Source organism: Streptomyces sp. NPDC038200 (assembly GCF_055600785.1).
Map to the genome: position 1 here is coordinate 87,174 of NZ_JBVJYH010000018.1, position 17,029 is coordinate 104,202.

15 protein-coding genes are annotated in these 17,029 nt (G+C 75.3%); 9 read left to right on the forward strand and 6 right to left on the reverse strand.

The genetic code is table 11. The features are described from left to right. Window positions 1–328: 328 nt before the first annotated feature. From ACZ7KF_RS30615 to ACZ7KF_RS30645, 7 genes are all read left to right on the forward strand, one after another. A complete protein-coding gene (locus tag ACZ7KF_RS30615; protein WP_471082058.1) occupies window positions 329–1,681 on the forward strand; it encodes a polyprenyl synthetase family protein in 1,353 nt (450 codons plus the stop codon). Then, entirely contained in the window at window positions 1,678–3,450 is a 1,773-nt protein-coding gene (gene crtI, locus ACZ7KF_RS30620) for a phytoene desaturase family protein (RefSeq protein WP_471082061.1), read from the forward strand. The genes ACZ7KF_RS30615 and crtI overlap by 4 nt, the downstream gene beginning before the upstream one ends. Continuing rightward, window positions 3,447–4,478 carry a phytoene/squalene synthase family protein gene (locus ACZ7KF_RS30625; RefSeq protein WP_471082064.1) on the forward strand — a complete coding sequence of 344 codons (1,032 nt, stop codon included), beginning with the start codon at window positions 3,447–3,449 and terminating at the stop codon, window positions 4,476–4,478. Before crtI ends, ACZ7KF_RS30625 begins: the two co-directional genes overlap by 4 nt. Beyond that, a complete protein-coding gene (locus tag ACZ7KF_RS30630) occupies window positions 4,475–5,482 on the forward strand; it encodes a DUF5914 domain-containing protein (protein ID WP_471082067.1) in 1,008 nt (335 codons plus the stop codon). Before ACZ7KF_RS30625 ends, ACZ7KF_RS30630 begins: the two co-directional genes overlap by 4 nt. Before the next feature lie 225 nt (window positions 5,483–5,707). Next, window positions 5,708–6,301: a DUF4383 domain-containing protein gene (locus ACZ7KF_RS30635; RefSeq protein ID WP_471082070.1), complete on the forward strand. Its 594-nt coding sequence runs from the start codon at window positions 5,708–5,710 to the stop codon at window positions 6,299–6,301. 21 nt (window positions 6,302–6,322) lie between these two features. Then, window positions 6,323–7,108 carry an SDR family NAD(P)-dependent oxidoreductase gene (locus ACZ7KF_RS30640; RefSeq protein WP_471082073.1) on the forward strand — a complete coding sequence of 262 codons (786 nt, stop codon included), beginning with the start codon at window positions 6,323–6,325 and terminating at the stop codon, window positions 7,106–7,108. Next, a complete protein-coding gene (locus tag ACZ7KF_RS30645; RefSeq protein ID WP_471082076.1) occupies window positions 7,105–8,613 on the forward strand; it encodes a cryptochrome/photolyase family protein in 1,509 nt (502 codons plus the stop codon). The genes ACZ7KF_RS30640 and ACZ7KF_RS30645 overlap by 4 nt, the downstream gene beginning before the upstream one ends. 71 nt (window positions 8,614–8,684) lie before the next feature. Here the strand turns inward: ACZ7KF_RS30645 and ACZ7KF_RS30650 are convergent, their stop codons facing one another. From ACZ7KF_RS30650 to ACZ7KF_RS30675, 6 genes are all read right to left on the reverse strand, one after another. Continuing rightward, window positions 8,685–9,689 (reverse strand): MerR family transcriptional regulator, encoded by a 1,005-nt coding sequence (locus ACZ7KF_RS30650; RefSeq protein WP_471082079.1) that lies wholly within the window; start codon window positions 9,687–9,689, stop codon window positions 8,685–8,687. Between the two features lie 82 nt (window positions 9,690–9,771). Continuing rightward, window positions 9,772–10,371, reverse strand: coding sequence for an RNA polymerase sigma factor (locus ACZ7KF_RS30655; RefSeq protein WP_471082081.1), 600 nt, complete (start codon window positions 10,369–10,371; stop codon window positions 9,772–9,774). A 139-nt stretch (window positions 10,372–10,510) separates the two neighbouring features. Continuing rightward, window positions 10,511–12,643, reverse strand: coding sequence for an MMPL family transporter (locus ACZ7KF_RS30660; protein WP_471082084.1), 2,133 nt, complete (start codon window positions 12,641–12,643; stop codon window positions 10,511–10,513). A gap of 157 nt (window positions 12,644–12,800) precedes the next feature. Then, entirely contained in the window at window positions 12,801–13,298 is a 498-nt protein-coding gene (locus tag ACZ7KF_RS30665) for a MarR family winged helix-turn-helix transcriptional regulator (RefSeq protein WP_471082315.1), read from the reverse strand. Window positions 13,299–13,493: 195 nt separating this feature from the next. After that, the gene (locus tag ACZ7KF_RS30670) at window positions 13,494–14,057 is read right to left on the reverse strand and encodes a Dps family protein (protein WP_471082087.1); all 564 of its coding nucleotides are present in this window, start codon (window positions 14,055–14,057) and stop codon (window positions 13,494–13,496) included. 222 nt (window positions 14,058–14,279) lie between these two features. Beyond that, a complete protein-coding gene (locus ACZ7KF_RS30675; protein ID WP_471082090.1) occupies window positions 14,280–14,738 on the reverse strand; it encodes a PPOX class F420-dependent oxidoreductase in 459 nt (152 codons plus the stop codon). Window positions 14,739–14,901: 163 nt separating this feature from the next. On the opposite strand from ACZ7KF_RS30675, the gene ACZ7KF_RS30680 reads away from it, so the two are divergent. Then, a complete protein-coding gene (locus ACZ7KF_RS30680; protein ID WP_471082093.1) occupies window positions 14,902–15,660 on the forward strand; it encodes a GntR family transcriptional regulator in 759 nt (252 codons plus the stop codon). A gap of 51 nt (window positions 15,661–15,711) precedes the next feature. Further along, complete coding sequence (locus ACZ7KF_RS30685; RefSeq protein ID WP_471082096.1) at window positions 15,712–16,971, forward strand: MFS transporter; 1,260 nt, start codon at window positions 15,712–15,714, stop codon at window positions 16,969–16,971. Window positions 16,972–17,029 lie beyond the last annotated feature (58 nt).

A 17,029-nucleotide genomic window follows, 5' to 3' on the forward strand; every position in this document is an offset into this window, starting at 1 on the left:
GGCGGCTTGCGGCTGCGGGATCCCGCGGCGGTGACGGCGACGGGGGCCTGCGGCGGTGACGGACACGGGATGCCCCGGCCGGGCCCGGCGTCAGTGGCACACCGCGCCCGCTCCCGGACGTCCCGGCCTGGTCTTCCGGATTGTGTACCCCGGCGGATGCAGGACACCCCCTGACGGCGAGCACCCGAGTGCCGGACACGGCACCGTGGAAGGGACGGATCCCCGGCGGTCGCCGCGATCGCAGGGGGCGTTCGTGCATCCGCCCGCGCCGACCGCGCCGAAGCAGACGGGTGACGAGAGCGACGGACACGACACGGAGGGAAACGGGATGCGTCCCACCCACGCGAAGGACCACCCCGCGCTGCCGCGCTCGGTCGCGGTGACGGAGGGGTCCGTGGCGGAGGCGCCCACGGCGTCACTTCCGCGCAGGCCGGTGTCCGACGACGGCGCAGGACACGGCACGGCGACGAAGTGGCCCGCGGCGAGCGGGCCGCTGCCCGCCGGGTTCGCCGAGGTGCGCCAGGTCGACGTCGACGTGCCCGGCGCCGTCGGCCGGATGCTCGACCGGGTGCTGGCGGAGCGCCTGCGCCGGGCCCGGCTGGCGGATCCGCTGTTCGCCGAGGAGTTGGCCGAACGGGTGGCGCGCTTCACCCTGGAGGGTGGAAAGCGCACGCGCGCGCAGTTGGTGTGGTGGGCCTCGCGGGCCTGCGCCGGCCGGGATCCGGCGTGCGCGGCAGCGGCCCTGCGGATCGGAGGCGCCCTGGAACTGCTCCAGACCTGCGCGCTCGTCCACGACGACGTGATGGACCGGGCGGCGCTGCGGCGCGGCCGCCCCGCGCTGCATCTGGACGTGGCGGATCGGTACGCCGTCCGGGTGGGGCCCGAGCGGGCCCGGCGGTTCGGGCAGTCGGCGGCGGTCCTCGCCGGGGATCTGGCGCTGGCCTGGGCCGACGACCTGGTGGCGGAGACACCGCTGGCGCCCTGGACCGGGGTGGTGGTGCGGCGGCTGTGGAGCGACATGCGTACGGAGATGGTGGCGGGTCAGTACCTGGACGTGCAGGGCCAGATCACCGCCGCGCGGTCCCTGCCCCGGGCGCTGCGCGCCGCCTGCCTGAAGAGCGCCCTGTACTCGGTGGAACGGCCCCTGGCCCTGGGGGCCGCCGTGGCGGGCGCGGACGAGGCGACGCTGCGCCGGCTGTCCGACGCCGGACGCTGCGTCGGCATGGCGTTCCAGCTGCGGGACGATCTGGACGACGTCTTCGGTGATCCGCGGGACACCGGCAAGGCGTGCGGCGGCGACATCCGGGAGGGCAAGCCGACCTATCTGGTCGCGGTCGCCCGCGCGCGGGCCGAGACCGCCGGCGACGGCGCCGCGCTCGCCGTGCTGGAGCGGTGGCTGGGCGACGCGGCGCTCACCGAGCGCGGTCTGGACGAGGTGCGGGACGTGCTGATCGCGACAGGGGCGCGCGCCACCGTGGAGAGCAAGATCGAACGGCTTGCCGCGCAGGGTCTGCGGCACTTCGACGGCGCCCTGCTCGACCCGGAGGGCACCGGCCCGCTGCGCGGTCTGCTGCGCGCGGCGGCCGGGGCGCGGCCGGACCGGGACGCCGCCGTACCTCCGCGGCCCGCGCACGATCCGTGCGGGACGGGGACCGGCGGCTCCGAGGGGACCGGCCGATGACGCGAGCCCTGCCCGGTCCCACGGACCACGTGGTGGTCGTCGGCGCCGGACTCGCCGGGCTGTCGGCGGCCCTGCACCTGCTGGGCGCCGGGCGCCGCGTCACCGTCGTCGAACGCGAGGAGCTGCCCGGCGGCCGGGCCGGACGCCTCGATCTGGCCGGCTACCGGATCGACACCGGGCCCACCGTGCTGACCATGCCGGAACTGGCCGACGAGGCGTTCGCCGCCGTCGGCGACAGCCTGTACGAGCGGGTCGACCTGGTCCCCCTCCACCCGGCCTACCGGGCCTGCTTCGCGGACGGCAGCAGCCTCGACGTGCACACCGGCGCGGACGCGATGGCCACGGAGGTGGAGCGGTTCGCGGGGCCGGCCGAGGCGGCGGGCTACCGGCGGCTGCGCGACTGGCTGGAGCGGCTGTACCGGGTTCAGATGCGCCGGTTCATCGACGTCAACTTCGACTCGCCGCTCGGCCTGCTCGACGCCGACCTCGCCCGGCTGGCCGCGCTGGGCGGCTTCGGTCGCCTCGACGCCCGGATCGGCCGCTTCCTGACCGACGAGCGGCTGCGCCGGGTGTTCTCCTTCCAGGCCCTCTACGCGGGTGTGCCCCCGGCGCGGGCGCTGGCCGCCTACGCGGTCATCGCCTACATGGACACCGTCGCCGGTGTGTACTTCCCCCGGGGCGGCATGCACGCCCTTCCGCGGGCGATGGCGCAGGCCGCCGCCGACGCGGGCGCCGAACTCCGGTTCGGGCAGCGGGTCACCCGTCTGGAGCGGTCGGGCGAGCGGATCAGGGCCGTCGTCACCGACGCCGGCCGCATCCCGTGCGACGCGGTCGTCCTCACCCCGGACCTGCCCGCCGCCTACCGGCTGTTGGGCCGTCGGCCGCGCAGGCCGCTCGGGCTGCGCCATTCCCCCTCCGCGGTGGTGCTGCACGCCGGCACGGACCGCACCTGGCCCCACCTCGCCCACCACACGATCTCGTTCGGCGCGGCGTGGCACACCACGTTCGACGAACTCACCCGCGCCGGACGGCTGATGAGCGACCCGTCGCTGCTCATCACCCGCCCCACCGCCACCGACCCCGGCCTCGCGCCGCCGGGCCGCCATCTGCACTACATCCTCGCGCCCTGCCCCAACACCGACATCGGCCCGCACGCGGCGGCCTGGTCCGACCTGGGCCCCCGCTACCGGGACACCCTGCTGCGGGAGCTGGAGCGGCGGGGACTGGCCGGCGTCGAAGCCGCCATCGAGGAGGAGTGCCTGGTCACCCCGGCCGACTGGCACGCCCAGGGGCACGCCGCCGGGACGCCCTTCTCCGCCGCCCACACCTTCGCCCAGACCGGCCCGTTCCGGCCGCGCAACCTGGTGCGCGGCACGGAGAACGCGGTACTGGCCGGCTGCGGCACCACCCCCGGCGTCGGCGTGCCGACCGTACTGCTGTCGGGGAAGCTGGCCGCGGCCCGTGTGACCGGCGTACCCGGACGGCGGACCGCCCGCTCGCACCCCTCGGTGGCCGCCACCCGTCCGACGACGGCCGGCGCTCGGGCTCGCTCGGCCTCCGCGGGCCCGTCCGCGGTCCGGGCCGGCTCCCGGGAGGCGGCGGCCGTCCCGCGAGCGGTGGAGACGCCCCGCGGCTCCCCGGCCGCCCCGCAGGATCCGTCGGCCACTTCGCCGGAGTCCCCCGGCGCGGCACGGCAGTCCCCGCCGGGCAACCCTTCGGCCGCCGTCACCGACCCCACGGCCCCCGCGAGCGAAGGCAGGACCGGATGAGCGATCGAGAGCTCGACGCGGCGGGGATCACGGATCCGGCCCTGCGTGCGGCCTACCGCCACTGCCGCGCCCTCAACGCCCGGCACGGCAAGACCTACTTCCTCGCCACCCGGCTGCTGCCGGTCGAGCGCCGGCCCGCCGTGCACGCCCTGTACGGTTTCGCCCGGTGGGCCGACGACATCGTCGACTCGCTCGACCCCGGCGCCGGAGCGGAGGCGCGGGTGCGGGCGCTGACCCGGCTTCAGGACGAGCTGGACGAGGGACTGCGGCGGGGCGGCAGCGGTGAGCCGGTGGTGCGCGCGCTCGCCGACACCGCCCGCCGCTACGCCATCGACCACGCCCACTTCCGGGACTTCATGACCGCGATGCGCTCCGACCTGGTCGTGACGGACTACCCCGCCTACGCGGATCTGCGCGCCTACATGCACGGCTCGGCCGCGGTGATCGGGCTGGAGATGCTGCCGGTGCTGGGCACGGTGGTACCGCGGGAGGAGGCGGCGCCGTACGCCGCGGCGCTGGGCGTCGCCTTCCAGCTCAGCAACTTCCTGCGGGATGTCGGCGAGGACCTGGACCGCGGGCGCGTCTACCTGCCCGCCGATCTGCTCCGCGGTCACGGCGTGGACCGGGAGCTGCTGGTCTGGAGCCGCGCGACGGGCCGCCGGGACCGCCGGATCACCGCCGCGCTCGCGGAGTTCGAGGCACTGACCCGGGACGTGTACCGGGCGGCGGTGCCCGGCATCGAGCTGCTCGAACCGGTGGCTCGGCCCTGCATCCGCACCGCGGCCGTCCTGTACGGCGGCATCCTGGACGCCGTCGCCGCCGACGGCTACGCCGTGCTGCACCGGCGGTCGGTGGTGCCGCGGCGCCGCAGGGCGGTGGTCGCCGCCGACGGGCTGGCCCGGGTGGCGGCGGCGCGGCTGCGTGCGCGGACCGCGCCCGAACGCCGGCCCCCCGCCGGCGCCCGCCCCCTGCCCGCGGCCGCGCCCTCGCCGGCGGCGGCCGTCCGCTCCGCCGAGGAGGTCGCGTGAACCGCCGTCGCCTGCCCCTGTCGCTGCGCCGCCACGCCGTGCCGTGGGAGCGTCAACGGCCCACCTGGCGCGAGGCGCGGCCGGCGGTGATCGCGGGGGCGCTCAAGCGGGCGCAGGCCCGCCCGTCCGGGAACTGGTACGTCGTCGGTGCCTCCCGCGCTCTGCGGGGGGACGGCAAGCTGGCGCGAACCGTGGCGGACCAGGAGGTCGTGGTGTGGCGCGGGCCCGGCGGGCGGCTCGTCGGCGGACCGGGGATCTGCCCGCACCTGGGGGCGCCGCTGCGGGACAGTCCGGTGCGCTGCGGCACGCTGGTGTGCCACTGGCACGGACTCGCCCTGGACGGCGGCCCGTACGCGGGCTGGTCGCCGCTGCCGGTGCACGACGACGGGGTGCTGGTGTGGGTGCGGCTGGACACGGTGGGCGGGGAGGAGCCGTCGGACACCCCGGTCGTACCGCGGCGGCCCGAGCCCACGCGCGCCCTGACGGCCGTCTACACCGGGGTGGGTGTCTGCGAGCCCGAGGACGTGATGGCCAACCGGCTCGATCCGTGGCACGGGGCGTGGTTCCACCCGTACTCGTTCGTCGACCTGACGGTGGTGGACGCGCCCGGCGGCGCGGCCGGCATGACGGACGACGGCGCGGACGCCTTCACCGTCGAGCTGTCCTTCAAGGTGGCGGGCCGGCTGGTCGTGCCGGTCCGTGCCGTCTTCACCGCGCCCGAACCCCGGACGGTCGTCATGCACATCACCGAGGGCGAAGGCGTGGGCTCCGTCGTGGAGACCCATGCCACCCCGCTCGGCCCCGACGAGTCCGGCCGCCCCCGCACCGCTGTCGTCGAGGCGGTGGTCGCCGCCTCGGACCGCCCGGGCTTCGCCGCCGCCCGCCGGGCCGCGCCCCTGCTGCGTCCCCTGGTGCGCGCCGCGGCCGGACGGCTGTGGCGGGACGACCTGGCCTACGCCGAACGCCGCTGGCGACTGCGTTCGACGGGCCGCTTCCCGGGCTGAGCGGCGCGAGCGCGAGCCCGGTCGGGAACCCGGCGTCGGCGCCCACCGACCGAAGGAGACACGTGTACAGATTTGCCCGAGCTTGGGGCAATAGAGCACCGAACGCCGTCCGCATGACGATCGCACCCGTCTGCAACCGTTCGCCACGCTTGGCGGGAAGAGAGGGGCAGACAGAGGCAGAGCGATCGGCGCCCGCCCGCCAAGGCCCGCTGAGGAGACCCCGGCATGCGACTTCGTGACGAGCTTCCCGTGGATCACAAGCTGGCCACCGTGTACCGCTACGGCGCCTCGTTGTGCGGCGTGATCCTGCTGGTGTTCGGCGTGCTCGGCTTCGCCGACCGGCTCAGCCCCTTCGCCACGGAGGGCACCCGCATCGCGGGCCTGAGCACCAACGGCGCGCTGAGCGCGGTCTCCGTGGTCTTCGGACTCGTGCTGGTGGCCGGGGGCGTGGTGGGCGGGAACCTCGCCTCGAACCTCAACATGTGCATCGGTGCGCTGTTCCTGGCCAGCGGTTTCGTCCACCTGTTCCTCCTGGACCGGCCCGCGAACGTCCTGGACTTCGGGATGGCCAACGTCCTCTTCTCCTTCGTCATGGGACTGCTGATCCTGACCTTCGGCATGTACGGCCGTGTCTCGGGCGGACTGCCGCACGACAACCCGTACTGGCGCCGCCGTCACTCGCGCGAGGCGGCCCGGGAGGCGCTGGCCGCACGCCACCGCGCCCGGCGGGCGACCCTCACCACGTCCCCGTCGACCGGGGGCGAGCCGCTCGGCCCCCGGCCGTCGGGCCGACCGCACCCGACGGTACGGGTGAGGTGACGCGCGATCAGGAGGACCTGTATGGACATCACCGGCGCCCGTGTCCTGCTGCCGGGGGCCACCGGCGCGATCGGTTCGGCACTGGCCGTCCGCCTGCACGACGGCGGTGCCCGGCTCGCCCTCGCGGGACGCGACCCCGAGGCACTGGACCGCGTGGCGGCGGCGTGCGCGGACGCACCCCGTCTCCGGTTCGACGCCTACGACCTGGATCGCTGCGCCCTCGCCCCGCGCTGGGCGGCCCAGACGCTGGGCGGGCTGGACGCGGTGGTCGTCTGCGTGGGAGTGGCCGGCTTCGGCCCGGCGGACTCGGTGCCCGACGCGGTCGCCGAGCACCTGTTCACGGTCAATGCCCTCGCCCCCCTCGCCCTCCTGCGTGCCGCTCTCGCCCAGACACCCGCGCCCGGCGTGCTGGCCGCCGTCACCGGGGTCGTGGTGGACGCGCCACCGGCCGGAATGGCCGACTACGCGGCGGCGAAGTCGGCACTCGCGGCCTGGCTCGCCGCCGTCCGCCGCGAGCAGCGGCGAACCGGCGTCACCGTGCTCGACGTCCGGCTGCCCCATGTGGAGTCCGGGTTCGCCGGGCGCCGGGTCGTCGGGGACCCGCCCCGGCTGCCCCCGGGACTGACGGTCGGCGAGGCCGCGGACCGGATCGTCGCGGCACTGGAGACGAGCGGCGGGCCGCACGCCGGGGCGCGACGGCGAGGTCGGGGCGTGAACCGGTACGAGGGCGACACCCGCCGTGCCGACGCGGTGGAGTGCGCCCCGCACGCCACACTCCCCACCTCCCGGAAGGCTCCCCCGCCATGACCACCCCGCACTGGCTCTTCGGCGACCAGCTCGGCCCCCATTTCCTCACGCCGGCCGGCGAGGACGGGCCGGACCGCGGGGCGCCCGTGGTGATGATCGAGGCGCGGTCGGTCTTCCGGCGCCGCCGTTTCCACCGCGCCAAGGCGCATCTGGTGCTGTCCGCGATGCGGCACCGCGCGGCGGAGCTGGGCGAGCGGGTGACGTACGTGCGGGCCGAGACCTACCGCGAGGGCCTGCACCGCGCGGTGGACGACGCGCCGGTGACGGTGTGCCACCCCACCTCGTACGCGGCGCTGCGGCTGGTGCGGTCGCTGCCGCGGGTGCGCGTGCTGCCCGCGCGGGGCTTCCTGGTGGCGCACGACGCGTTCGCCGCCTGGGCCGAGGGGCGCGGGGGGCGGCGGCTGCGCCAGGAGGACTTCTACCACTGGGTGCGCCAGGAGCACGACCTGCTGATGGACGGCGACGCCCCGGCCGGCGGCCGGTTCAACCACGACCACGCCAACCGCGAGCCCCCGCCGCGTGGGGCCCGCGAACTGGACGTCCCGGGGCCGCACCGGCCCCGGGAGGACGACATCGACGCCGAGGTACGGGAGGACCTCGACCGGTGGGAACGCGAGGACGGGGTGCGGTTCGTCGGCCGGGACGGGCCCCGCCGCTTCCCGGCCACCCGACGGGAGGCGCTGTCGGCCCTGCGCCGCTTCGTGGAGCACCGGCTGGCCTCCTTCGGTCCCTACGAGGACGCGATGCTCGCCGGTGACCCGGTGATGAGCCACAGCCTGCTGTCGCCCGCGCTGAACCTGGGCCTGCTGCACCCCGCGGAGTGCGTGGAGCGAGCCGAGCACGCCTGGCGGGAGGGTGCCGTCCCGGTGAGCAGCGCCGAGGGGTTCGTACGGCAGGTCGCCGGCTGGCGGGAGTACGTCTGGCAGTTGTACTGGCACTTCGGCGAGGACTACCGGCACGGCAACGCGCTCGGGCACACGGCGCAGCTGCCGGCGTACTTCGCGGAGCTGGACGCCGACGCGGTCACCGCGCGCTGCCTGGCCGGCGTGCTCGCCCAGGTGCGTGACACCGGGTGGACGCACCACATCCCCCGGTTGATGGTGCTCGGCAGCCACGCCCTCCAGCGCGGCTGGGACCCGGCCGCGGTGACCGACTGGTTCCACCGCTGCTTCGTCGACGGCTACGACTGGGTCATGGTGCCGAACGTGGTCGGCATGTCCCAGTACGCGGACGGCGGGCGGATGACCACCAAGCCGTACACCTCGGGCGGCGCCTACATCCACCGCATGAGCGACCTGTGCGACGGTTGCGCCTACCGGCCCACCGAGCGCACCGGCCCGCGCGCGTGCCCCTACACCGCCGGGTACTGGGCCTTCCTGCACCGGCACCGGCGGCTGCTGGCCGACAACGCCCGCATGGGGCGCGCGGTGCAGGGCCTGGACCGGCTCGGCGATCTCGACGACGTGCTGCGGCAGGCACGTCGCCGGGCGGGCGAGGCACCGTAGCGGGACGGGCGGACCGGTTCCGGCACCCCGGCGTCACGGACGGCGCAGGGGTGGCACACGGCCCCGTCCCCTCACCGGGCGGCGCACAGCCCGCGCAGCGACTTCACGGCCTGCGGCAGTCCGGCCGGTCTGAGCAGTCCGGCGGGCTGGGTCCGGCTCCAGCCGGGGCCGCCCAGCAGCACCGCGGGTCCGCGACGCGCCCCCTTCATGCCCCAGCGCAGCCCGGCCACATGCCGGGCCAGGGCCGGGGCCGCCCGTGCGCTTTCCTGGGCCCACAGCACGACGGCGACCGGGCCGAGCCTGCGCACCGCCGCATCCAGCGCCTCGGCCGGCACGGCGGCCCCCAGCATGCGTACCGGCAGACCCTCGCGGCCGAGGGCCGCGTGCAGCGCCTCCAAGGGCAGGGTGTGCTGTTCGCCGGGCACGCAGGCCAGCAGGACGCAGCCGGCCGCCGGAGCGAGCACGGGGACGGCGGGCGGGGCGCTGCGGCGCAGCACGGTGGAGACGTGCCAGGCGAGGAGGTGCTCCACCTCGACGTACTGGTCGGCGGAGGAGGCCCAGCGGCGCCCGACGGCGTGCAGGGTGGGGACCATCACCTCCTGCCAGGCGACCGCGAGGCCGTGGCGTTCGACGGCGGCGGTGAGCTGCTCGTCCAGGGCGGGAGCGTCCAGTCGTACGGCGGCGTGAGCCAGGCCGCGGCACTCCTGCCGCACATCGCCCAGGGGCAGTGCGCCGGCGGCCCGCGACCGCCCCGCGGACGGTGGGGGCGGCGGAGCCGCGGTGCGGGCGAGGGGCGGAGCGACGGCGCGGGCGGCGCGGGCCGCGTCGGCCGGCGGGACGCCGGTCGCCGTCAGCCGGCACATCTCCTCCACGGTCGCGACGTCCGCCGCCGTCCAGCGGCGGTGCCCGCCTTCGGTGCGGGCGGTCGGTCCGATGCCGTAGCGACGGTCCCACGAGCGCAGGGTCATGGGTGACACGCCGAGGCAGCGGGCCAGTACGCCCGTGGTCAGACCGGCACCGTCCGGCACGGAGGGCGGCTCGGACGGCGGTTGCGCAGCGGAGTTCACGGCGGTCATGCGTTCCTCTCCCCGGCTGGGCCGCCGGTGCGCCGGATCAGCGTCCGGTCCCGTCCCGGCAGCCGGTGCGCGAACCGTCCGGTCAGCGTGCCCGCGCCATGGCGCCGGCGTCCAGGCTCCGGCCCAGGCGCAGCAGGCCGCGCCGGGCGTGGCTCTTGACCGTCCCCAGCGGCCAACCGGTGACATGGGCGATCTGCGTCTGCGTCAGGTCACCGTAGAAGGCCAGGCACAGCACCCGTCGTTGGGCCTCGGGAAGGCGGCGCAGCTCCCGGGTGACGTCCACTCGGTTGAGGACGGCGTCCTGCGCGTACGACGGGTCCGGGGGGCGGGTCGACTCGCGTGCCGCGGCCGCCGCGGCGATCTCCGTGCGCCGGGTGCGGGCGGACAGCGCGTCGGCGATCTTGCGCCGGGCGATGCCCACGAGCCAGGCGGGCAACGGCCCGCGACCGGGGCGGTAGCCGTGGCGTCCGCGCCAGGCGGCGAGGAACACCGTCTGGGTGACGTCCTCGGCTTCGGCGCCGTCGCCCAGCGACTGCCGCGCCAGGGAGAGGACGAGGGGTGCCCAGCGGCGGTAGACCGTCTCCAGGCTGCCTTCGTCCCCGGCCGCGAAACGCAGGGCGAGTTCGTCCCCCGGGTCCGCCACGGAGACGGTCGGGGCTTCGGTCACAGCGAGTGCGGTCATGCGGGTGCTCCTTGTGCGGGACGGCTCCCTGCCTCACGGCCACCGTCCGCCCCGCGCATGCGGGGCGGCAACTCGCATCGACTCTGCATCGAATCAACCGCGCAGCCGCCGCGCCTGCCGCCGGGCCGGACGACGGCCGTCAGGCGCCGCCTTCCTGCGCGAAGGAACGCTCGGGGTCGCCGGCCGAGGCCGGTGGGCGGCCGTCCCGCTCCCCGGCACGGGGCCGGGTGGGCCACCACACGCGGTCCCCGGCGTCCCGTACCAGCGCCGGAACCAGCAGGGAGCGCACCACCAGGGTGTCCAGCAGCACTCCGAAGGCGACGATGAAGGCGATCTGCACCAGGAACGCCAGCGGAATCACACCGAGCGCGGCGAAAGTGGCGGCGAGCACCACGCCGGCGGAGGTGATGACCCCACCGGTGGTGACGAGCCCGCGCCGGACACCCTCGCGGGTGCCGTGGCGCAGGGTCTCCTCGCGCACCCGGGACATCAGGAAGATGTTGTAGTCGACGCCGAGAGCGACCAGGAAGACGAACCCGTACAACGGCACGGACGGGTCGGTGCCGCTGAAACCGAACAGGTCACGGAAGACCAGTGCCGCCGCACCGAGGGTCGCGGTGAAGTTGAGCGCGACGGTCAGCACCAGCAGGACGGGCATCGCGAGGGACCGCAGCAGCAGCACGAGGATGGTCAGGATGACGGCTAGCACCACCGGGACGATGACCGTGCGGTCGCGTTCGGCCGCGCGCAGGGTGTCGTACTGCTGAGCGGTGTAACCGCCGACGAGGGCGTGCGCGCCGGGCAGCGCGTGCAGCGCGGTGCGCAGCCGGGCCACGGTGTCCCGGGCGGCCTGCGTGTCGGGAGCCGCCTCCGCGGTGGCCTCGAACCCGACCCGGCCGTTCACGACCCGTGGCTCGGCCGCCGGGCGGCCCCCCGCACCGGTGGCGGTCACCGCCGCGATGCCGGGGGTGTCGCGCGCCGTGCGTTGTACGCGGTCGGCGGCGTCGGCGTCGGTGACGATCACCATGGGGGTGCCCGCGCCGGCCGGGAAGTGCCTGGCCAGGGTCTGCTCGGCGGCGACGGACGGCACGTCCCGCACGAACGTCTCGTTCAGCGGCACGCCCCGCGAGTCCAGGGTGAAGGCGCCCGCCGAGCAGACGAGCAGGCCGGTCAGGGTCAGCGCCCAGACCCGGCGCGGCGCCCGGTCGACCAGGCGGGCGACGCGTTGCCACAGCCCGGTGGCACCGGTGCCGCTCTCGGGCCTCGCCGGCCAGTAGGCGCGGCGGCCGAGGACGGCCAGGACGGCGGGCAGGAAGGTGAGCGCGCTGAGGACGGCGCACGCGATGCCGACGGCGCCGACCGGTCCGAGGGCCCGGTTGTTCGTGAGGTCGCTCAGCAGCAGGGCGAGGAGACCGAGGGCGACGGTGCCGGCGCTGGCCAGGACGGCCGGGGCCGAGCGGCGCAGGGCGGCGCGGGCGGCGTCGCGGCGGTCCCGGCCGGCGGCCAGTTCCTCCCGGCAGCGCGCGGTGACCAGCAGCGCGTAGTCCGTCGCGGCGCCGATGACCAGGATCGAGAGGATGCCCTGCACCTGCCCGTCGACGCGCACGAGGTCGTGGTCGGCCAGCACGTAGACCACGGCACAGGCGAGTCCCAGGGCGAACACCGCGCCGGTGATGACGGCGAGCGGCAGCAGCAGGGAGCGGTAGACCAGCAGCAGGATGACCAGGACGGTGGCCAGCGCGACGGCGAGCAGCACCCCGTCGATCCCGGAGAAGGCGTCGGCCAGGTCGGCCTGGGTCGCGGCCGGCCCGGCCAACCGTACCCGGGTGCCGGGCACCTTCTCGGCCGCCGCCCGCACCCGTTCCAGCGTGGGCGCGAGCCGGTCGCCGAGATCGGGGCGCAGGGGTACGACGGCCTGGAGCGCGCCGCGGTCCTGCGAGGGCAGGGCCGGGGAGGGAGAACCGGCCGTGCCCGGTGTACCGGCGAGCGTGGCCACCGCCGCGGTGGCCGGCCGCTGCCGCCCGTCGACGGTCCCCCCGCCGTCGGCGGTCCAGAGCACGATGACCGGGAGGGTCTCGCGCTGCTGGAAGGCGGACTGCTCGCGCAGGACACGGGTGGACTCGGCGCTGCGCGGGAGGAAGGCGGCCCGGTCGTCGGTGGCGACCTCGCCGAGTCGTCCGGCGAAGGGCCCGAAGAGGGCTCCGGCCACCAGCCATACGGCGATCAGCGCGAGCGGCACGAGCCTGCGGGCTCGGCGAGGCGGGGGCGTCATGCGACTCCTCGATGCGGAGGCTTGAGAATCTCGACCATAAACAATCTCAATGATTGAGTTAATCTTGCCCGAAGACGGAATGCGAGATCACCACCGCTTCCCCGTGCGCCGCCCGGTCGGATGCGGGCGTCGCCACCCTGGGGCGGGACCGGTCGTCTCAGCGGCCGACGGGTTCCCCGGGCACCTGGGCGAGGGCGTCGTTCAGCGCCGTCAGGAACCGCAGCGCCACGGTCAGCTCGTGCTCGTCGAAGTCCGCCCCGGCCCGGCGCAGGGCGTCGGCGAGCGGACGGAAGTGGGTCCGGGCGGCGGCGCGGGCGTCGGCGGCGTAGTGCAGGTGCACCACCCGGCGATCGGTGTCCTCCCGGACCCTGCGGACGTGTCCGGCGCGCTCCAGCCGGTCGACGCAGGCGGTGACCGCGCCCGAGGTGAGGCCGAGCACGGCACGGAGCCGGCCGGGGGTCATCGGTTCGGGCGCGTCGAGGATGGCGGCCAGCGCCTGGACGTCGGTGGCGTGCAGATTCTGCCGGGCCGCGTACTGCTGGATGACCCGGCCGACCTCGCCGTGCATCCGGCGCAGTTGCACCGCGAAAGCCGGCAGGTCGCCCGAGAAGGGAGGGAGGTCGCCGGTGGCGGGGGTGCCGGCCGCGGGGTGCAGGGCGCCGGCGACACGGGACGCCTCACCGGTGTCCCCGCCGCTCCGCCGCGCCGAGTGCCCGTTGCTCGTCTCCGTGTCCACCGGCGCATCCTACCGGGGTGCTCACTGGTCGCGGCGGGGCCGCGTCCGTGTGCGGTGCGACGGCTGTGACGGCGGCGCGCCCGCGCGCGTCTGCCGTCACAGCGCCGTACGACGTCAGCCGATCCGGTCGCCGCGCTCCGCCGCCTCCTCCTCGGTGCGGGCTCCCGCGGTCGCGAGCTTGCCGCCCGCACTCTCCAGGTGGGCGCGCACGAACCACTGGAACTGCTCCAGGTCCCGCAGCTGTTCGATGAGGAGGTCCTCCGTCGCGGTGTCGATCTCACCGGCCACCTTGATCGTGGCGCGCAGGTCCTCGACGATCCCGGTGTACACGAGGTCGAGGGCGCCGAGGTGGGCGATCGCGTCGGCCCGGCCGATGGAGTAGTCCTCCCAGTTCCGCTCGGCCACCAGCGCGCCCGGCGTGCCCTGGGCGACTCCCCCGAGCGCGGCGATGCGCTCGGCGACGTCGTCGGCCATCTCACGGACCCGGTCCACCTGGGGGTCGATCATCTCGTGCACGGCGATGAAGTGGGGTCCCACGACGTTCCAGTGCACGTGCTTGAGGGTGAGGTGCAGGTCGTTCAACGCGTGCAGCCTCGTGCGCAGCAGGCCGATGAGACGGCCGGCCTCCTCCCGCTCGATACCGGGCACGGTGTACGCGGGGGTGAAGTCCTGGGGCATGGCGAGGCTCCTTCCACAAGGCCGTTCGTACGGCGATTCGCAACACCGAATGCCCTGGATCGGCGCGGTCAGACACGGCGGCACGTGAATTGCGCCCTTCGACCCACGCGCGCCCCGGCGGCCGTCCGGCCGGTCACGGGCCCGGCCCGCGCCCACCGCGCGTCGGTGGACGACGTGCCCGGACGCGCTCCGTCCGCGCGAACGGTCCGGAAGGTGGGCGGTTCACTCCTCCGCCCCGGACCGGGTCCCCGCGCCGGGGGCGCCGGGCGGGAGGGGTTCGACGCCGGTGACGTGCCGTACCTTGGTCGGCTCGACGTACACGACGACGCGCCGTTCGCCCGGGATCCCCCACTCGAACCGCTCGGTGCCGACGTAGCGGGCCGCCAGCCGGTCCATGTTCCGGTCGGCCTCCGGGCCCTCGACGAACCGGACCACCCGGCCGCGGATCTGGACGCGGTCGTAGGGGTCGGCCCGGTCTGCGTGGGACAGGCACACGCGCGGATCGCGGCGCAGATTGCGCTCCTTCACGCGTCCGACGGCGGTGTTGAAGAAGACCAGGTCGCCTTCGAGGCCGACCCACATCGGGCTGACATGCGGCGCCCCGTCGGCGTCGACCGTGGCGACGAACCAGATCTCCGGGGCTTCGAACCTCTCGCGGATCTCCTGGGGAAGGTCGGTCATGGAGCCGTCCTGCCCCGCTCCGGTTCCGGTGAAGCATGCCGGGCCGCAGGGGGGCGAACGCCCGGCGTACTTCTACTGCAGCAGCTTTCTCCCGGTGCAGTAGCTTTCCAACTCCGCCCGGGACCACCGGGTGCGCGCAGTGGAGCACAGAGAGGTCGACCGCATGCCCCGAGAGGCACCGTATCTCGCAGTGGCCGAGGCGCTGCGCGCCCGGCTCCTCGCGGGAGAGTGGGCGATCGGGGAGCGCCTGCCGTCCCGGCTGCGGTTCGCCGAGGAGTACGGGGTGGGGCGCAATGTCGTGCAGCGGGCCATGGACCGTCTGATCGTCGACGGTCTCCTCGAAGGACGCGCCGGCTCCGGCACCTACGTCCGTCCGCCCCGTGAGCGCCTGCGGTTGGTCCGTTCCCGGCACCGCGAGCGCCGGGCCGGCTCTCGCGCCCGCTTCGGCCTGGGGGAACGGGGCAGGGCCGACGCCTGGGACGCGGACAGTCGGGCACGGGTCCCCGCCCCCGCGGCGATCGCCGAGCGGCTTGCCATCGGCTCCGGCGACCCGTGCGTCCGCACGCGGTACGAGTTCCTCGCCGACGGGCAGCCCGTCCAGCTCTCCGAGTCCTGGGAACCGATGGCCCTCACGGCCGGCACGCCGGTCGTCCTGCCCGAAACGGGCCCCCTGGCGGGCAAGGGGGTGGTCGAGCGGATGCGTTCCATCGGCGTGGTCGTCGACACCGTGGTCGAGGTGCCGCGTCCCGCTCGTGCCACCCGGGCGCAGGCGCATCTGCTGGGGATCGGTGTCGGGGACCTCGTGCTGCGCATCGAGCGGACCATCCACGACACGGACGGACGGCCGGTGGAAACCGCCGACATCGTCATCCCGGACGCGCGCCGCGAAGTGGTCTACGAGTTCGGAGTCGACCGGCCGTAGCCGATGCGGCGCACGGTCACGACACCTCACTTCCGACAGCAGGAGACTCGCATGCCGCATCCCCCTCGGTCCGGGCTCTTACGGGATCCGGATTTCTGCCGTCTGTCTGCCGCCACCGCCCTCGGCCAACTGGGCGATCGCATCATCTTCCTGGCGTTGCCTCTGGTGGCCGTCACCGCCCTGCGTGCCGACGAGTTCCAGGTCGGGGCGCTGACCGCGGCGACCACGGCGGGCTCGCTGCTGGTGGGACTGCCGGCGGGCGCGTGGGTGGACCGGGTGCGGAAGCGGTCGGTGCTGATCAGCACCGATCTCGTGCGCGCGCTGGTCCTGCTGACGATACCGGTGGCGTGGTGGGCGGGGGTTCTCGGCATCCGGTGGCTCTACACGGTCGCCCTGGTCCACGGGGTGCTGACCGTCTTCTTCGATGTCGCCTACGTCAGCTATCTCCCGCACCTGGTGGGGCGCGGCAAGCTTGTGGAGGGAAACGCGAAACTGGCGGCCGTCCGCTCGGTGACCGGCATCGGCGGGCCGGCGGTGGCAGGGCCGCTGGTCGGTCTGGTCGGGGCCCCGGCGACGCTGCTGGCGAGTTCGGCCGGGATGGCGATGTCGGGGCTGCTGGCGTTCACCATCCGCCGACGCGAACAGCGGCCGGAGCCGAGCGGGCGCCCTCGGCTGGGCCGGGAGATCAGGGAAGGGCTGGGGTTCGTCCTCCGGCAGCCCGCCCTGCGGGCCATCATGCTGGGGGACGCGACGTTCAATCTCTTCCTGGTCATGTACCAGACCATGCTGCTGGTCTTCCTGGCGCGGGAAACGGGACTCGGGTCGTTCGGTATCGGACTCGTGCTGTCGGGAATGGGGTGCGGCGCGCTGCTGGGTGCGTTGTCGGCCACCGCCGTCTCCCGGCGGATCGGGCAGGGCCCGGTCGTCTGGCTCGCGCCGCTGGTCACCTGTCCGCCGACCGCTCTGATGCCGCTCGCCCGGCCTGGCTGGAGCGTGTGCGTGGCGGCGCTCGGACTCGCGGGTCTCTCCCTCGGCGGGGTCGTCCGCGTCGTGGCCCAGTCCAGCTTCCAGCAGGCCCTCACCCCCGACCGGCTGCTGGGCCGGACGAGCGCGACGGCCCGGTTCGTGTCCTGGGGCGGCATTCCGCTGGGTGGACTCCTGGGCGGAGCCTCGGGCGCCGCGTTCGGGGCGACGGCCACGTTGTGGATCGGTACGGCCGGCATGACGCTGAGCGTCCTGCCCGCCTTCCTGTCACCGCTGCGCGGCATGCGCACCCTGCCCGCGGAGGGTGCCGTCGAGCCGGTGGGCTGAGTCTCCAGTCTCCGTAGCCGCTGCCGTCCCGGGACGGCCGGCCCCTGCCGGAGCGTTG

What these genes read in the sequence shown, in the direction of transcription:
- ACZ7KF_RS30615 (WP_471082058.1), top strand. Translation starts at nt 329, where the DNA reads ATGCGTCCCACCCACGCGAAGGACCACCCCGCGCTGCCGCGCTCGGTC.
- crtI (WP_471082061.1), top strand. Translation starts at nt 1,678, where the DNA reads ATGACGCGAGCCCTGCCCGGTCCCACGGACCACGTGGTGGTCGTCGGC.
- ACZ7KF_RS30625 (WP_471082064.1), top strand. Translation starts at nt 3,447, where the DNA reads ATGAGCGATCGAGAGCTCGACGCGGCGGGGATCACGGATCCGGCCCTG.
- ACZ7KF_RS30635 (WP_471082070.1), top strand. Translation starts at nt 5,708, where the DNA reads ATGCGACTTCGTGACGAGCTTCCCGTGGATCACAAGCTGGCCACCGTG.
- ACZ7KF_RS30640 (WP_471082073.1), top strand. Translation starts at nt 6,323, where the DNA reads ATGGACATCACCGGCGCCCGTGTCCTGCTGCCGGGGGCCACCGGCGCG.
- ACZ7KF_RS30645 (WP_471082076.1), top strand. Translation starts at nt 7,105, where the DNA reads ATGACCACCCCGCACTGGCTCTTCGGCGACCAGCTCGGCCCCCATTTC.
- ACZ7KF_RS30650 (WP_471082079.1), bottom strand. Translation starts at nt 9,689, where the DNA reads ATGACCGCCGTGAACTCCGCTGCGCAACCGCCGTCCGAGCCGCCCTCC.
- ACZ7KF_RS30655 (WP_471082081.1), bottom strand. Translation starts at nt 10,371, where the DNA reads ATGACCGCACTCGCTGTGACCGAAGCCCCGACCGTCTCCGTGGCGGAC.
- ACZ7KF_RS30660 (WP_471082084.1), bottom strand. Translation starts at nt 12,643, where the DNA reads ATGACGCCCCCGCCTCGCCGAGCCCGCAGGCTCGTGCCGCTCGCGCTG.
- ACZ7KF_RS30670 (WP_471082087.1), bottom strand. Translation starts at nt 14,057, where the DNA reads ATGCCCCAGGACTTCACCCCCGCGTACACCGTGCCCGGTATCGAGCGG.
- ACZ7KF_RS30675 (WP_471082090.1), bottom strand. Translation starts at nt 14,738, where the DNA reads ATGACCGACCTTCCCCAGGAGATCCGCGAGAGGTTCGAAGCCCCGGAG.
- ACZ7KF_RS30680 (WP_471082093.1), top strand. Translation starts at nt 14,902, where the DNA reads ATGCCCCGAGAGGCACCGTATCTCGCAGTGGCCGAGGCGCTGCGCGCC.
- ACZ7KF_RS30685 (WP_471082096.1), top strand. Translation starts at nt 15,712, where the DNA reads ATGCCGCATCCCCCTCGGTCCGGGCTCTTACGGGATCCGGATTTCTGC.